Origin of the sequence: Aquimarina latercula DSM 2041 (assembly GCF_000430645.1) — a bacterium.
Taxonomy (GTDB): domain Bacteria; phylum Bacteroidota; class Bacteroidia; order Flavobacteriales; family Flavobacteriaceae; genus Aquimarina; species Aquimarina latercula.
The window spans coordinates 169557-185799 of sequence record NZ_AUMK01000013.1; the positions used below are offsets into that span (position 1 = coordinate 169557).

Annotated in this window: 13 protein-coding genes, 2 tRNA genes and 1 pseudogene; 9 read left to right on the top strand and 7 right to left on the bottom strand. The window is 31.9% G+C overall.

What is annotated here, in order from left to right; genetic code table 11:
• Window positions 1-41 precede the first annotated feature (41 nt).
• Window positions 42-749, bottom strand: a complete 708-nt coding sequence (locus H526_RS0113545) for a queuosine precursor transporter (protein WP_425387478.1) — start codon at window positions 747-749, stop codon at window positions 42-44.
• Window positions 750-859: 110 nt separating this feature from the next.
• Between H526_RS0113545 and folK the strand changes: the two genes are divergently transcribed.
• Window positions 860-1987, top strand: coding sequence for a 2-amino-4-hydroxy-6-hydroxymethyldihydropteridine diphosphokinase (folK, locus tag H526_RS0113550; protein WP_027393503.1), 1128 nt, complete (start codon window positions 860-862; stop codon window positions 1985-1987).
• A 1-nt stretch (window position 1988) separates the two neighbouring features.
• Here folK and H526_RS0113555 read toward each other — a convergent pair whose 3' ends face one another.
• Both H526_RS0113555 and H526_RS0113560 read right to left on the bottom strand, forming a co-directional pair.
• Window positions 1989-3302 (bottom strand): dipeptidase, encoded by a 1314-nt coding sequence (locus H526_RS0113555; protein ID WP_027393504.1) that lies wholly within the window; start codon window positions 3300-3302, stop codon window positions 1989-1991.
• An 18-nt stretch (window positions 3303-3320) separates the two neighbouring features.
• Complete coding sequence (locus H526_RS0113560) at window positions 3321-3863, bottom strand: RNA methyltransferase (RefSeq protein ID WP_027393505.1); 543 nt, start codon at window positions 3861-3863, stop codon at window positions 3321-3323.
• Between the two features lie 290 nt (window positions 3864-4153).
• On the opposite strand from H526_RS0113560, the gene mutS reads away from it, so the two are divergent.
• From mutS to H526_RS0113580, 3 genes are all read left to right on the top strand, one after another.
• Window positions 4154-6745 carry a DNA mismatch repair protein MutS gene (mutS, locus tag H526_RS0113570; protein WP_027393506.1) on the top strand — a complete coding sequence of 864 codons (2592 nt, stop codon included), beginning with the start codon at window positions 4154-4156 and terminating at the stop codon, window positions 6743-6745.
• Between the two features lie 96 nt (window positions 6746-6841).
• A tRNA-Gly gene (locus tag H526_RS0113575) sits at window positions 6842-6913 on the top strand.
• 17 nt (window positions 6914-6930) lie between these two features.
• Window positions 6931-7014: transfer RNA gene (locus H526_RS0113580), tRNA-Leu, on the top strand.
• Window positions 7015-7750: 736 nt separating this feature from the next.
• On the opposite strand, the pseudogene H526_RS32655 reads toward H526_RS0113580, so the two are convergent.
• The 3 genes and pseudogenes from H526_RS32655 to H526_RS0113590 all read right to left on the bottom strand — a co-directional run.
• Window positions 7751-8581: pseudogene (locus H526_RS32655) on the bottom strand (recombinase family protein); the annotation flags it as partial.
• A gap of 6 nt (window positions 8582-8587) precedes the next feature.
• Entirely contained in the window at window positions 8588-8782 is a 195-nt protein-coding gene (locus H526_RS0113585; RefSeq protein WP_027393507.1) for a hypothetical protein, read from the bottom strand.
• 249 nt (window positions 8783-9031) lie between these two features.
• Window positions 9032-9238, bottom strand: coding sequence for a hypothetical protein (locus tag H526_RS0113590; protein WP_027393508.1), 207 nt, complete (start codon window positions 9236-9238; stop codon window positions 9032-9034).
• A gap of 585 nt (window positions 9239-9823) precedes the next feature.
• Here H526_RS0113590 and H526_RS0113600 point away from each other — a divergent pair.
• Window positions 9824-10339, top strand: coding sequence for a hypothetical protein (locus H526_RS0113600; protein WP_035085564.1), 516 nt, complete (start codon window positions 9824-9826; stop codon window positions 10337-10339).
• 16 nt (window positions 10340-10355) lie between these two features.
• A complete protein-coding gene (locus H526_RS0113605; RefSeq protein WP_155839694.1) occupies window positions 10356-10622 on the top strand; it encodes a hypothetical protein in 267 nt (88 codons plus the stop codon).
• 8 nt (window positions 10623-10630) lie between these two features.
• Here the strand turns inward: H526_RS0113605 and H526_RS30905 are convergent, their stop codons facing one another.
• On the bottom strand, window positions 10631-11113 hold the full coding sequence (locus H526_RS30905; RefSeq protein ID WP_051336154.1) for a hypothetical protein: 483 nt from the start codon (window positions 11111-11113) through the stop codon (window positions 10631-10633).
• Between the two features lie 143 nt (window positions 11114-11256).
• Between H526_RS30905 and H526_RS0113615 the strand changes: the two genes are divergently transcribed.
• The 3 genes from H526_RS0113615 (at window position 11257) to H526_RS0113625 (ending at window position 16231) form a co-directional block, all read left to right on the top strand.
• A complete protein-coding gene (locus H526_RS0113615; RefSeq protein ID WP_035085566.1) occupies window positions 11257-11652 on the top strand; it encodes a hypothetical protein in 396 nt (131 codons plus the stop codon).
• A 28-nt stretch (window positions 11653-11680) separates the two neighbouring features.
• Window positions 11681-12148: a hypothetical protein gene (locus H526_RS0113620; protein ID WP_027393512.1), complete on the top strand. Its 468-nt coding sequence runs from the start codon at window positions 11681-11683 to the stop codon at window positions 12146-12148.
• 738 nt (window positions 12149-12886) lie between these two features.
• A complete protein-coding gene (locus H526_RS0113625) occupies window positions 12887-16231 on the top strand; it encodes an RHS repeat domain-containing protein (protein WP_027393513.1) in 3345 nt (1114 codons plus the stop codon).
• The last annotated feature ends 12 nt before the right edge of the window (window positions 16232-16243 follow it).

The window sequence follows — 16243 nt, forward strand, 5'->3', positions numbered from 1 at the left end:
TACAATGTTGCGGTATTTGAGTTAACTATTTGTTAGATTTTTTAAATTTCTAATGCTAATTCTCCTCCTTGTTTTAATTTGAACCTTTTTCTTAGTATAAAAACACTTAGGTAAAGAATAGGAGTGTCTAATGCGGCTACTAATATTTTAAATAAAAAACCATTAAGTAAAAGTATTCCAAAACGATCCCAATCGATGATTCCTGTAGAGCATAATAATACCAGGACGGTAAGTGTGTCTATAAATTGCGAAGAAAATGTAGAGAAGTTATTTCTGATCCAAAGATGTTTTCCTTTCGTAACTTTTTTCCAAAAGTGAAAAACCTGAATGTCTATATATTGAGCAAAAAGATATGCCATCATCGATGCAAAAACAGCTATTGCGGTTGCACCAAAAACCTCTGTAAATGTTTCATCATTGATCGGTGACCAACTGGTTGCAGGAACTTCTTTAGAAGCATAGATAATTAGTAGCGAAAAGAAAGAAGCAAAAATACCTGCGGTAACTATTTGGTTAGCTTTTCTTTTTCCATATACTTCACTAATAATATCTGTTATTAAAAAAGTAATAGGATACGGTAATATTCCAACAGAAATCTCGAAAGTATACACACCGAAAAAATCCCAATAAAAAAACTTCTGAAATATAAGGTTTGAGGCTACTAATGAGGAAATAAATAAAGCTCCAAGAATTAAGTAAATTCTGTATGCTACGATTTTGTCTTTTAGATTCAGAGGAGTGTTATTCAAAATACAATTAGTTCATAATACTTCGCGCAAAAATAAGGTGAAGTGGTTTTGTTTTCCTTAATTTGCTCTTAAAAATACGGAGTTATTATCAGAATATAAAAAACCCGAAATTGAAAACACCCAATCATATACATATTTCATTAGGTAGTAATATCGGAAACCGGTTAGATTATCTTCAAAAAGCCATAAAAGCTGTTTATCATACTATAGGTGATGTTGTGAAAATTTCTGGGGTTTATCAAACTCCAGCCTGGGGTTTTAGTAGTGATGATTTTTATAATGCTTGTGTCTTAATAAATACTTTTTATACAACTGAAGAAGTTTTGGATAAATTATTGGAGATTGAGAACTTTTTAGGAAGAAACAGAACAGATAAACAAGGTTATGAAGCTAGAACAATAGACTTAGACGTTGTTTTTTCCTCTGAAGGAATTATACAAACTCAAAAGCTCGTGGTTCCACATCCATCAATGCAAGATCGAGTATTTGTGCTTAAACCTCTGGAAGAAATATCAGGAGGATATAAACATCCGATTTTAGAACAAACAGTGAGTCAATTGTTAGAGAGTACTCAGGACGCATCCGAGGTAACAAGGATAAAGGAGGCTATACTAAATCCAAAAGATGAATACTCATTATTTGCAGTTCAATATTTAACCATAGAAGGTAATATTGGTGCGGGTAAAACAAGTTTAGCTCATTTGATTTCAGAAGAGTTTAATGCAAAATTGGTGTTAGAGCGTTTTGCGGATAACCCTTTTTTACCAAAGTTTTATGAGGATATGGAGCGATACGCTTTTCCTTTAGAAATGTCCTTTCTAGCCGATCGATATCAGCGATTGCAGGATGATATTGGTCAGTTTGATCTTTTTAAAGATTTTGTGGTAAGTGATTATGATGTTTTTAAATCACTGATTTTTGCCCAAGTAACGCTTCAGGAAGATGAATATAAATTGTACAAAAAGGTTTTTGATATAATGTACAGAGATTTACCTAAGCCAGGTCTCTATGTATACTTGTATCAAAATACAGAGCGTTTGCTTGAAAACATTAAAAAAAGAGGACGTGATTATGAGCAGAAAATCCCTGCCGAATATCTGGATAAAATCAATAAAGGGTATTTGCGATTTATAAAAGCACAGTCACACCTTAATGTTAAGATTATAGATATATCCGAAAGGGATTTTATTTCAAACAGATTAGATTATATCTGGATTTTAGATCAATTAAAAGATTAAATTATCCTTTTTGAAGGTCACTAGCAATTTTTTGAACTTCGTCTAAAACGCGAAGTAAGTTACCACTCCAAAGTTTTTCTATTTGCGCTTCAGTATATCCACGTTTTACTAGTTCTAGGGTTACATTAAAAGTTTCTGAAGCATCACTCCAGCCTTCAATTCCACCACCACCATCAAAATCAGAGCTAATACCTACGTGTTCTATACCAATTTTATCAACCATATAATCTATGTGATTTACAAAATCTACAACATCAACAGCGGGAGGAAGATCATTCATTGTTTTAACTTTAGCTCTTCGTATCGCTGCCATTTTTCCTAAAAAGTCGTAATAAGTCTCTTTTTCTTCAGAACTAAGATTCATTACTTCTTCTCGTTCTAGCCAAGTTACTCCCATAGAATCGGCTATCTGTTTACCGATTTCTACTTCTTTAACGACTCTCTTTTCAAACTTTTCTGTATTAAGATATGAGGTAAAAGCTACTGTCTGAACAACACCGCCATTTTCTTTTAACCATTGTAGTTGTTCATCATCTAGATTTCTACTGTGATCACATAAAGCTCTAGCTGATGAGTGAGAAGCTATAATGGGAGCTTTAGAAAGCTCGATCATCTGGCGCATAGATTCTTTTGATGGATGAGACACATCAATCATAATACCCCATTTATTCATTTCTGCAACAACTTCTTTTCCAAGATCACTTAGTCCGTTATGTAGCCAAACGTCGTCTGCTTCTCCAGTATTAGAATCACACAGTTGACTATGACCATTATGGGATAATGACATATATCTGGCACCAAGGTCATAAAACTTTTTTACATTGCTGATATCGGTTCCGACAGGATATCCGTTTTCAATACCTATCATAGCCACTTTTTTACCTGATTTATGAATGCTGCGTACATCATCAGAATTCCTTGCTAATGCTATTTGATCAGGAGCTAGAGTGTCAACTAATCGATGGATGGCATCAAATTTTGACATAGCAATTTTATGAGCCTTTTTAAAACCTTCTGCATTTAATGAATCCTGACCTGTGTATACAATAAACCAAGCTACATCTAAACCACCTTTTTTCATTTTTGGTAATGTAATCTGAGAGTTTAAATCTTGCGTGTAATTAATAGAGTCGGTAAAGTTTTTTATGTTAATATCACAGTGAGTGTCTAATGTAATAACATTCTTATGTATTTCTTTTGCCTTGGAGATTAGTTGAGCCTCTGTCATAGATTCTTCTTTTTTAGGTTCTTCTTTTTTTTGGTTGCAACCAATTAAAGTTAAACAGATGACCAATAGTATAGAGATGTGTTTCATTATGAAATAATAATTGAGTTAGTGAGCCTTAAACTTACAAAACAAATCCCAAACTACTACTCCAGTACTAACCGAAATGTTTAGAGAGTGTTTACTACCATACTGAGGGATTTCTATAACACTATCACTTGCAGAAACTACATCTTGTTGAACACCTTTTACTTCATTTCCAAAAATCACCGCGTAGGTTTGATTAGATTCAGGATTAAAATCATGTAACATAGTAGCATTTTCTGCTTGTTCAATGGATAGAATTTTTATGTTTTCTGATTGTAATTTTGCAACCAGATCTATAGTCTCTTTTACATGTTCCCAATCTACAGTTTCTGTAGCTCCTAATGCAGTTTTCTGAATGTCTTTATGTGGTGGAGTAGCAGTAATACCGCATAAATATATTTTTTTGATTAAAAAAGCATCTGCAGTTCTAAAGACAGATCCAATATTATTGAGACTTCTAATATTATCTAGAATGATTATCAAAGGAGTTTTTTTAGCTTCTTTGAATTCAGCAACCGTTTTACGATCAAGTTCGCTGTTTTTTAGTTTTCTATTTTCTTTCATTACAGCAAAAGTATTATTTATTGTTATTCTAACGAAGGTCAGAATCCAAAATATAGAAATCGCTTGATTAATATAATGGATCCCAGTCTACGCTGGGGTGATATGTTACTTGATGATTGTTCTTAGCTTAATACCGCCCTCTCCTTTAGAGAAATTGTGAATAAAAATGAATAACTCCTGTTGGTTAGGTTTCAAAAAAAAATGGAGAATACCTACATTAGCCACAGTAGAAAAATTAGATACTCTTGGCACCAAAAAAAGTAAAAAAAGAAAAGAAAGTAACACCGCTAATGAAGCAGTATAATGCTATTAAGGCTAAATACCCGGATGCATTATTACTATTTAGAGTAGGTGATTTTTATGAAACTTTTGGAGAAGATGCTATTAAGGCAGCAGCAATTCTTAATATTGTACAGACCAAGAGAGGTAATGGAAGTGAACACGAAACTGCATTGGCAGGATTTCCGCATCATTCTCTAAACACATACTTGCCTAAATTAGTTAAGGCTGGAGAAAGAGTAGCAATCTGTGACCAATTAGAAGATCCTAAGCAGACAAAAACGATTGTAAAAAGGGGAGTGACTGAATTGGTAACTCCTGGAGTTGCTCTAAATGATGAGGTATTACAGAGTAAAACTAATAATTTTTTGTGTGCGCTGCATTATGGTAAAAAAGAATTAGGTGTTGCATTTTTAGATGTTTCTACAGGAGAGTTCCTGACTGCTCAAGGCGATGTAGCACAGATGGATAAATTACTACGTAATTTTAGCCCAAGTGAAGTGTTAATACCTAAACCTAAAAAACAAGCTTTTCAAAATGATTTTGGAAATGATTTTCATACTTTTTTTCTAGAAGATTGGGTTTTTAAAACGGATTATGCAAATGAGACATTAAATGCTCATTTTGAGACGACATCTCTAAAAGGTTTTGGAGTAGATCATTTACAAGAAGGTGTTATAGCGGCTGGGGTAATTCTTCATTATTTAGGAGAAACGCAGCATCATAAATTACAACATATTACTTCCATACAACGGATTGCAGAGGATGAGTATATATGGATGGATCGTTTTACAATTCGAAACTTGGAATTGTATAACCCTAATGCAGTCAATGCTGTAACGTTAATAGATGTTATTGATAAAACAATTTCTCCAATGGGAGGACGTACACTAAAACGTTGGTTAGCTTTACCACTTAAAAATGTAGTTAGTATTCAAAAACGTCATGAAGTAGTTCAATACCTTTTAGATAATGGAACACTACACCAAAAGGTCCAACATCAGATTAAACAAATTGGAGATATTGAACGTTTGATTTCTAAAGTTGCTACAGGAAAAGTCAATCCCAGAGAAATTATTCAATTAAAAAACTCTTTAGAAGCAATAGTTCCCATAAAAGCGCAAGCAACTAATAGTGATAATGAGGCCTTAAAAGTAATAGGGGATACCTTGCATGATTGCGAATTGTTGCGTAACAAAATAAAAGAAACGCTGAATGAAGAAGCTCCTGTAAATATCCTTAAAGGTAATTCCATAGCGGATGGTTATTTAGACGAATTAGATGAATTACGTTCGATTGCATTTTCTGGGAAAGATTATTTAGATAAGATGTTAGAGCGGGAAACAGAAGCTACCGGAATAACTTCTTTAAAAATAGCCTCCAATAATGTTTTTGGGTATTATATCGAAGTACGTAACACCCATAAAGATAAAGTTCCTGAAACTTGGATACGGAAGCAAACACTGGTTAATGCAGAAAGATATATCACAGAAGAGTTAAAAGAATACGAAGCTAAAATTCTTGGAGCCGAAGAAAAAATTCTAATGCTAGAACAACAGTTGTTTAGTGATTTAATTATTTGGATGAATGAGTATATCAAGCCGGTGCAATTAAATGCTAGTTTGATCGGACAATTGGACTGTTTATGTTCTTATGCTCAATTAGCTGAAGAAAACAACTATACACGTCCGTTGATAGATGATTCCTATACGCTAGAAATTAAAAATGGACGTCATCCAGTAATTGAAAAACAATTACCACCAGGAGAACAGTACATAGCTAATGATGTTTCTTTAAATAAGGAAGATCAGCAGATGATTATGATTACGGGACCTAATATGAGTGGTAAGTCTGCAATATTGAGACAAACAGCCTTAATCGTCTTATTAGCACAAATGGGAAGTTTTGTTCCCGCAGATGAGGCTAAAATTGGAGCAGTAGATAAAATATTTACTAGAGTAGGAGCAAGCGATAATATCTCTATGGGAGAATCCACGTTTATGGTAGAGATGAATGAAACCGCAAATATTCTAAATAATATTTCGGACAGAAGCTTGGTATTGCTTGATGAAATAGGACGTGGTACAAGTACCTATGACGGGATTTCTATTGCTTGGGCAATTAGTGAATTTCTTCATGAACATCCAGCGAGACCAAAAACCTTATTTGCTACACATTATCATGAGCTTAATGAAATGTGTGAAACCTTTAAGAGGATTAAAAATTATAATGTAGCGGTAAAAGAGTTAAAAGATAATGTATTGTTTCTTCGTAAACTAGTTCCTGGAGGCAGTGAGCATAGTTTTGGAATCCATGTAGCTAAAATGGCAGGAATGCCTCAACAAGTATTGCATAGAGCAAATAAGATGCTTAAAAAGTTAGAAAAATCGCATAGTAGCGAAGAGCTTACGGATAAGATAAAAGGGATTCAGGAAGAGGATGAGCTACAATTAAGCTTTTTTAATCTAGATGATCCACTATTGGAAGAAATTAAGGATGAAATTGTAAATATTGACATTGATACGCTTACTCCTGTAGAAGCTTTGATGAAATTAAATGAGATTAAACGTATGTTAACCAGGAAGAAAGCTTCTACAGTGTAAAGTTTTTTACACTTTTTTGCGAAAAGACTTTGGTATTACTAGAAATGTTTTAAATTTGCATCCGCAATAACGAATTGCGAAGTTCATAAAATTACTGCGAAAGTAGCTCAGGGGTAGAGCATCACCTTGCCAAGGTGAGGGTCGCGAGTTCAAATCTCGTCTTTCGCTCTGAGGAAATATACCACGCTCGGGTGGTGGAATTGGTAGACACGTTGGACTTAAAATCCAATGTCCATTAGGACGTACGGGTTCAAGTCCCGTCCCGAGTACGAAACGGGATAACTCTTTTTTTTTAGATGTTATCCCGTTTTTATTTGATGTAAAATTATTTGATAATGAAGGTATTACGCCAAATAACGAATTAATTCGCTGAGTTCGATAACAGTCATTTTCATAATCAAACAGAATTCCTTCAGGGAACACCATGTGTTGAATCGATTTTTTAGTCTCTAGATTTCCTAAACTCCAGATTTCTTGCAAGTTATAAGAAAAGCGTAATGCCAGATTAATGGATTTTTCAAGGTTCGATAAATTAAAGTTGTTTTTAGCGTTATAAACCTGAATCGTATCTAACTCTTTTTTTAGTTTAGTATTAAATTTATGAAACTGCTCATCTGAAATTTCTCTAAATACGTGCCTTTCTTCAAGGATATCAAGTTTACTTTTAATTTGGTCGAATTTCTTTTGTTGGATTTCATATTCTTTAAGTTGCTCTTCATGTTCTTGAACAAAAATATATTTCATAATCTCCTTCATTGGAGCAATATACTTTTTGTCCTTAATCTGGATTTGATGTAAAACCTCCTCAAACTTTTGATGCATTATTTTGGCACTCCGATTTTCTTTGCTTCCCACGCGGTTATTTTTATAATAATAAAGATTTTTTCGCTTTACTAAATATCCTGTATACTTAGTTCCACAAGAAGCGGCAGTTATAAATTGTTTTAAAGGCAGGTTTTCATCATCCTTAGTATATTTCTTTCCGTTTTGATATAAGAGATCGTTAATCTTCGCAAATTCACTTCTCGAGACTAATGGCTCGTGGTTTCCTAAAATAGGTTCATCAAGTAAATTATGAACTATAACGCCGCAATAAAAAGGGTTTCTAAAATAGTCACTTAGTTTTTTTGATCTTATTTTTAATCCTTTCCTCTCCAACCCTTCAGCAATCTCTTTGTAAGTCATGTTTTTTTGAAGCTTCCATTGAAAAGCTAGTTTTAAAAGCTTGCCATCTTCATTGATAACAATATTTGGAACTTTTCCTTTGCCTGGATTTAAGTTTGTGTATCCAAAGGGAACAACACCCAGCCAATGTCCTTTAGAAAGTTTGGATTTCATTCCGGTGATAATTCTGTTTCTACTTCCCATATTAGTAATATGACTATTTAAGTGAAACAAGTTTTCACAGACCACACTACTCATTGGGTCATTGAAATTGACAGGCTGGGTTACTGAGACAATCAAAATACCTTTGGTTTTAAGCTCCTCACTTAATCCTATGCTACTTGCACCAGACCTTGAAAAGCGGTCATAAGCGTATACCAGTATGAATGATATCTTGTTGTTTTTGTTTTTTGCGTAGCGTAGCATTTTTTGAAATTCTATGCGATCATCTTTTTTTGCAGATTCATAGGTTCCACCAAAATAGGATACTACTTGCAGGTTGTTTTTGTCGGCATAATCTTCACAGTATTGTTTTTGAGTTTCCAGACTGGCATTGTTCATTGCCTGTTCTTTTGTCGATACCCTCGTATAGATAACAGCTCTGTTTGTTTGTTCTATCTTAGGGGTGCTTGGCTTTTTAGCAAATTTTTGAAATACTCTTAAGTTTTCCATATTCTTTTATTTTCCCTTTGTAATGTGGTTAAACATTATTTTACAAAATTCTTCCATTATAATAATGGTTTGTTCGGCTTCCTCGTTAGACAAATCTTCAAAACCAATGAACGATCTTAAACGTTCAGGGGTCATTTTCTTAATTTTCTGGATCTGTTTTAATTGTTCTTTTATTTGAACACGATCTGTTTTCACTAACATAGTTGCTAATGTTTTTCAGTCGTGAAAATCCGATTGTAGCGTCGGTAAGAACACGTATAAGATTAATATTACTGCGGCTTGTAGCGGCCGTCTGTCTTTTTTAGAACACACCAAGTTTAACTTTTAAAAGCGAAACTGTAGTTTCCTGTGTCTCATACAAACTTATGCAATTTCTCTTACAAAATCCAAAAAATATCAAAGTATTGATACATATATCTAGTTAAATAGAGGTTATTATACAATTTATTTTCATTGCTGTTCTTGATTTTGAGATGATAAAGTGTGTTTCAAAACTATCTCACAAAACTGTTCCAGAATGAGAATTGTTTTTTCTGCTTCATCATCGGTTATAGATTCAAATCCTTGAAAAGACCGCAGGTACGCTGAGGTCATTTTAGGGGTTTTTAATATAGTTTTATGGTCTGAACGATCAATACGATCCTTTTTCACTAACATAATTGCTAATGTTTTAGGTCGTATTCGTCTGTTTCATCGCAGTGGGAATACGGAAGGGTTATAGATCAAGCCAACCTCTTTTTTTGGTATTAAAATCATTATTCTCTTGTATCGAGAGTCATAATGATGACTTGAAATGTGAATTACGAAGGTAAAAACATTATTGTTTAAAAAACAAGGAATTACAAAGAATATTTTTGGTTTTACGAAAAAGATAAAGGCGATAAAATAAATTTTCCGTTTTTCAACAAAGTTGCTTTATAATAGTTGTATTATCTTAAAAATAGATGTGTTTTACTAAAATATCCCTTCTTTGTATTAAATAAATTACGTTTAAACCGTATGTATTTCAAGGTATTACTAATAAAAAATTTAAAAAATGTTTGATATTTTTGTGTCAATAGAATTACTTGTTAAAAGAAATTGAAAACAAGTGAATTTTATTTATAGGTAAATTTGAACAATTTTAACTTTATCAAATTTATCTTATGAAAAAAATAGTTGTTTTAACGGTTTTAGTGTCAATTTGTTTTATGTCTTGTGCAACCCCCACAATAGAAGAAGAAACATCAAATTTAGAATTAAATGAAATTATCGCAGTGGATAGAGATGAGATTGAAAGACCTGGCGACCAAGGTGGGAGCTAGATTGAGTTTTGGGTTAAATCTAAAAATACTTGGGAGTGTATTGGTTATTTTGTCAGGGTTGATTTTGTTTACCGATAAAGTAACTAATATTTCTCTTGACAATACTTACGGATTTAAATCTACCAAAACTTTTATATGGGTATTAAGCCAATCTTTAGGTCCTCTTATTATGGCATTTGCTACCTTGCTTAAACCCTATAGATCATCTTATGCTATACCGGTATACATCTATTTTATCCAAGTGTACTGGGTTTTTAAACCTGCTATTAAATTTGATGATTTTTTGTTACAAACATATGCGATTGGAACATGTTTGTTATTTGTTTCCTTATTATACTTATTTAAAAAATTGAAAAATTATCATATTCTTAGGGAGAATGAAAATAAGGAATTTATAAAAGAAACCAAGGAAACGATAGAAATACTAAAGAGAAAAATTTTAAAAGATGCTTAAAAATAGTATTCATAAAATGTTAAGAATTAGGTCTTTAGTTAAAGAATCTTCAATCTCTGATGTAGATGCTCTAGATTCATTGAATGAAGTTATAGAAAACTATTCTAAAATTCAGCAGAATATAGCTAAGGAAGACAAGGAGTTGTATGTTTATTCAAAAGAAATTAAAAAATTAATTGAAATTAATAGGAAGGCGAAAATTTTAGAGGAAAATCTTAATACTTTGAGATTTGAAAATCAAAAAATCTACAATGAATTGATCACGCATTACGGGAAGAAATGAAATCCTTTTTATTTGCTTTTTATTTTCTCCATGGCTTTGAGTTTTTTTAGCAATCGATTTTCTACTTGATTTTCCTTTTCGTTAAGCCAATTTAAAAACATTTTGTTGTTTTTTAACACGTCTTCGTGCAGATAAATCATTTCTATTACTTTCATAATATCCCCTTCACTAGGGGTGTCTGGACTATCTGGACTTGAACGAACAGTACTTGACTTGCGTTGACTTCCTTCACCTAATAGCAACCATTCTAAACTAATATCAGAAAACCTCTCTACTATTGCTAATAAGATATCTGTACTTGGAATTGGGTATTCCCCATTACGGCTATCGGGTTTGAATAATCTATTTAGTTTTTGAGGCTGCGCAAAACCAATTAGTTCAGCGAATGGCTTCACCTTTCCAAAAGTCTCTTCTTCTATTAGTTTTAGTATTCTATTGTTTAAGCCTGGTAGTTCCATAAAACCAAAATATCTGAAAATAAAAACAAACATTTTTGTTTTTATTTAAAACATGTTTTAAATTTGTGTCTAATACTTTTCAAATTTACAAAAAATATAGAAATCCTCATTTTAACAAATATAATGATTGAATCCATATGATACGTGTACCTGATAACTATAAAATTAAGTGTTTAATGGATGTAGTCTATTATAGTATTCAAAACCTTCTTGAATGTAATACGTATCTAAATTCATTAAACTTTGTAAAACAATCAACAGATATAGTGAGCATTTTTAATAGCAATAATGAAATGGTCTCTGAAAAAGTTTTCAAAGAAATTAGTGAGAATGCTACGTGTTGTGCTAAGAGAAAAAGAGGGTTTATAAAAAAGTATCATCAAATTGCTGATAAGCTTCAATTTCATCCATTATACATAAAATCAAATCTTAAAGAAAAACGTCTAGTGCAGGAGTATATACAAAGAATGATAGCAACTCAATTGTATGGTTCGTTTAAAATAGGAACAATGGCTGTTGACTTCTTAGAACTTCTTAATAGAGAGAAGAATACAACTTTAGAGAATTTATAGCTAAATAATTAACCCATTCGCTCAAATTATGTCGACATATCAAGAAAAAATCATAGCGAATATAATAGATCAACTTGACGGGCTTGCAAAAATTGAAGCATTTGATTTATTGCAAAAAATAGAAGGGCTGTTACTTGATCATCCTTCGCCTGTTAATGCTACTATTTTCAAAAAAACAGCAAGGATTGAATTTATCATTAAGAATGCAGTATCCATAGGAGATAGAGAGTACTGCTATCTTGATGATTCGTGTCAATTCCTATTGATATATAATTACTCCAACACTGAAATTCAATCTAAAGAACAACTATATTTTTCACGACCCAGTACCCATGAAGTACATATTCTTGATAAGAATAGTTTATTGGAGTGTTTTAAAGGTTCCATTATTGAAAACATTATATATGAATTTACACAAACCCATTTAGTACTAGACAGAAATCCCAAGACTGGTCGATTATTGTTATTAGAATTATTGGATAAAGTTGATCCATAAATAACACTATAATTAAATGAAAAAGGGGTATGATTTTCAGGAATAATAAGGAAGCAAAATAACTTCTAAAAATAAATTTTACTGCAACTACGGGAGCGACTCTTTGATTTGGTTTTAGAAATGTATAACTAAAATTATTTTTGCTTAACAGAAAAACGTTTTGAAGGGTGGGGAATTTTCACGACACACTATATTAAAATAAAAAAATGAAGGCACATTACGGAATTCTGTAACCAAGGACAAAATATATGAAGTACTATTGTAGTCTAAATTAATATTTGAGTAATTCTAAGAGGGTAAAATTTAAAAATAATTTACTGTAACTATAGGATGGATTACTCGATTGGTTTCTAAATACTTTATGATAGGATTATTTTGCGCTAAATATCAAGTAAGAAGCATTTTAAATGTTAAAATTTAAAAAAAATAAAAAATAGCAAGTAACAAATCTACTATTAATGACACTTAATAAAACAGCATCAAAATATGTATTTAACGACAAACTTTAAAATAACATTTTAGTAGCTGAAAAATAATAAAATACAAATATTAACAATAGGATTAAAAACCGATTTATACGCAACGAGAATTAGTATGTAAGTTCTAACAGTGTCATCCAGTTTTTGAAAAAATAAAAAAATAAAAAAATAGCTTTTGGAAAGCCTGGAATAGAACTGCCTAAACTCAAAATAACTGAATCTTAAAAATCATATAACTTTTATTCAAAAACCATTAATTATGAAAAACCCAATTAACAAAATACTGAGGACAAGCATATTTGCCTTGTTCTATTTGTTACTAATTAATACAGCAAAATCTCAAGAGTCTTTTTCTGCCTTACCTGGAGTTGATAACACAAAAGGCTTTTTATCAAATCCTTCTACCGGAGGATTTTCGAACTATTCTAATACAGAACTTGTTGATTTATACACAGGTATGGTTGATGTAAGCATACCTGTTTATACTATTAAATCAGCCGATTTAAGTGTTAATTTATTCTTAGACTATAAGAAAGATGGAATACTAGTAGAAGAAGATGCTAGTTGGGTTGGTCTCGGATGGCAACTTAATGGAGTAGGTTATATCAGAAGAGAAGTAAGAGGAAATCCTGACGAACCTATTACGGCAATTAGTGAACAAGGTAATGTATACTATCAAAATTTTGGAAGATTTTACGGTCTAATTGACGTTGAAAATTTTAATAATGAAATTCCTTTAGGCAATACTGGAGGAACATTAATTATGGATGACTATGTAGACATGATTGTCAATAATGATTTGTTTAGTTGCGATTTACAACAGGAACAGAATGGAAATTTAGAAAACTGTGGTGAATATTGCCAAATGCAACTTGTTGATAAGATTATAGCGAGTGATGGAAGAAGTGGTCAAACATTTTGGAATAAGCATAGAGACACGGAGCCAGATGTATTTCATTATTCCACTCCTACAGCTTTTGGTTCTTTTATTCTTGACAGAACAGGCAATCCTATAATTCTTGAGGGAAGTACAGATGTAGTGATAAGACCAGCTATTGGACCGCTAGCAAATTCTTCTGGTTGGGAAATCATATCTAATAAGGGTGTCGTTTATACTTTCCCCAATACCGAAAGTTTTACAGAAACCACTAAAAATTCTTCCTTAGGTTTAAACCATTGTAGTATTTGGGGGTTCGAAGGAGAAACCAAAGAACAATTCAAACGCCGAGATATATCTCCTACTTATAATCCAGTCCCGGGAGGAACTATATGTAATTCTAGACTTGAAAATAAAGTTATAAATACTTGGTATGTGTCTAAGATGAAATCTACAAAGTATGATAAAGAAATCAATTTTGAATATGACTCACAGGGTCCTATAGAAAATTATCATCTTCAGGAACAAAGGATGGAATACGTTAAATCTTTTACAGATTCTTTTACCAATATAGATGCCTGTAATCCACAGCAAATAGAAAATACTACAACTTCATTTACAAGTTTCCCAACGAATAGCCCCGCTTATAATACTTTTGCTAAATCAGGTAAATCTTATTGGAATCCTTTTTTAAGAACTATCGAAAACCCAAAGTATATAAAACGTATTAGGTTTTCTAATGGAAAAGTCGAACTTTATCCTTCAGATAATGAAAGAATCGATATGAAAGAAAATAAGGCTTTAGATAGAATTATTGTTTTCGATAATTTTAACAAACAAATAAAAAATTTTAAATTTAACTATAATTCTTTTATTGCTCAGCCTTATATAAATGCAGAAAAAAGTACTAGACTAAAGCTAGAAAGCTTTGAAGAGATTATTACAGAATCTGAGAGTAAAAGATTTTCATTTGAATATGAAGAATCTTTGAATCTACCCTCAAGAGGCTCCTTTAAACAGGATTACTGGGGGTATTATAATAATAATTCTATAAATAGTTTAATTCCTGCGACTTCACGAAACGGAGTTTCATTTTCTGGAGCAAATCGAAAACCAGATGAAACGAGAATGAAAACAGCAATGCTTAAAAAAATTATATATCCAACCGGTGGTCACTCAGAAATATTTTACGAGATAAATACTTATAGAGATAGGGAATATAGATTAAATCGCCCAATGGGAGGTTTAAGAGTTTCAAAAACTATCACTCATGACAGTTCTTCTTCTCAAAATGATATTATAAAAAATTATGCTTATGGCGAGATTAATGCTTCTTCTGGTAGATCAACTAATTTTTTAGATATAAACTGGTGGAGGCATTTTCAGCAAGATGCGTATTTTACTTATTGGAAATTTTCCAGTGTTTGGGATAGACATCTTTTTGTAAAAAGGAGTTCTCATAATATGTATCCTTTTGAAAGAACTAAAGGGGGGCTTGTGGGATATGATAAAGTTACGGTTGCTGAATTAGGGAATGGAAAGATAGTTTATACATTCAGAAATCCAGAGGATTATCCAGATGAAGAAGCTAATAAAATTAAATATCCTCAACGTGATAAAAACGGATCGGATCTTTATCACGATAATATGCATATTCCTAAAGACGCTTTACGAGGACTTCCAGTTAGTATAACAACCTACAATAAAAATGGAGATATAGTTTCTCTTACTTTTAATGAATATGAAAACAATCCTACAAATCATAATCAGCATAGAAACAATATAATAAAGGTCAAGAGAGTATCTGATTATACGACAAGGTATGATATCAATACTGGAACTTTCTTTGGTGATTTTCCTGAGTATACAATTGATATTGGTGAAGTTAAAAGTTGGTTTCCGTATTTGAAGAAAAGCAAGACTAGAACATATGATTTGCTAGGAAATAATTATACTGAGAAGACTATGACATATAAAAGAAATAGTAATAAACATATGCAAGTGACAGATACCGAAATAATAAATAGTGATAATGTTGTTAGGCGAAGTAAGATTTATTACCCTCTAGATGACTACCAAATAAACGATTTATCGAATGCAGAAAAAGATGCATTAAATAATTTAAAACTATTAAATCGAATGGAACCAGTTTTAATAGTAGAGAATAACGGTAGTAAACAAACTTCTAAAATCAGACACCTTTACAAGGAAAATGAAAATAATACTAATCAAGTAGTAGTTAAAGCATCTCAGTTTGCAAAAGCAGATACGACTTTTATTAATAGAGATATATTTTATAAATATGATGAAACAGGTCACTTGTTAGAAACTTCCTCATCTCCAAAAGGAGCTCATACATTCTATGTTTGGGGTTATAATGACACATATCCTATAGCCAAGATAGAAAATGCTAATTACGATCAAGTAATACCACTTATGGGTAATCTTAACCTGAAAGGAACATCTAATAAAGATAATGATAGAACAATTGGAAATATTGGAAACGAAGGTAAACTGAGAGCCGCTTTAAATAAACTTAGAGCTTCTTTGCCAAAAGCTATTATAAGCACTTATACCTACGATCCCTTGGTTGGAATAACTAGTATGACCGATCCTACGGGATATACAGTTTATTACAATTATGATGATTTTAATAGATTGAAACAAGTAAAGGATCAGGACGGAAATGTACTGTCAGAGAACGATTATAATTATATAAATAACTAATACAATAATGAA

Bases quoted from the DNA above. Each gene is read 5' to 3' on its own strand.
- H526_RS0113555 (WP_027393504.1), bottom strand. From the start codon at position 3,302: ATGAAACACATCTCTATACTATTGGTCATCTGTTTAACTTTAATTGGT.
- H526_RS0113560 (WP_027393505.1), bottom strand. From the start codon at position 3,863: ATGAAAGAAAATAGAAAACTAAAAAACAGCGAACTTGATCGTAAAACG.
- mutS (WP_027393506.1), top strand. From the start codon at position 4,154: ATGAAGCAGTATAATGCTATTAAGGCTAAATACCCGGATGCATTATTA.
- H526_RS0113585 (WP_027393507.1), bottom strand. From the start codon at position 8,782: ATGTTAGTGAAAACAGATCGTGTTCAAATAAAAGAACAATTAAAACAG.
- H526_RS0113590 (WP_027393508.1), bottom strand. From the start codon at position 9,238: ATGTTAGTGAAAAAGGATCGTATTGATCGTTCAGACCATAAAACTATA.
- H526_RS0113600 (WP_035085564.1), top strand. From the start codon at position 9,824: ATGAAATTATCGCAGTGGATAGAGATGAGATTGAAAGACCTGGCGACC.
- H526_RS0113605 (WP_155839694.1), top strand. From the start codon at position 10,356: ATGTTAAGAATTAGGTCTTTAGTTAAAGAATCTTCAATCTCTGATGTA.
- H526_RS30905 (WP_051336154.1), bottom strand. From the start codon at position 11,113: ATGTTTGTTTTTATTTTCAGATATTTTGGTTTTATGGAACTACCAGGC.
- H526_RS0113615 (WP_035085566.1), top strand. From the start codon at position 11,257: ATGGATGTAGTCTATTATAGTATTCAAAACCTTCTTGAATGTAATACG.
- H526_RS0113620 (WP_027393512.1), top strand. From the start codon at position 11,681: ATGTCGACATATCAAGAAAAAATCATAGCGAATATAATAGATCAACTT.
- H526_RS0113625 (WP_027393513.1), top strand. From the start codon at position 12,887: ATGAAAAACCCAATTAACAAAATACTGAGGACAAGCATATTTGCCTTG.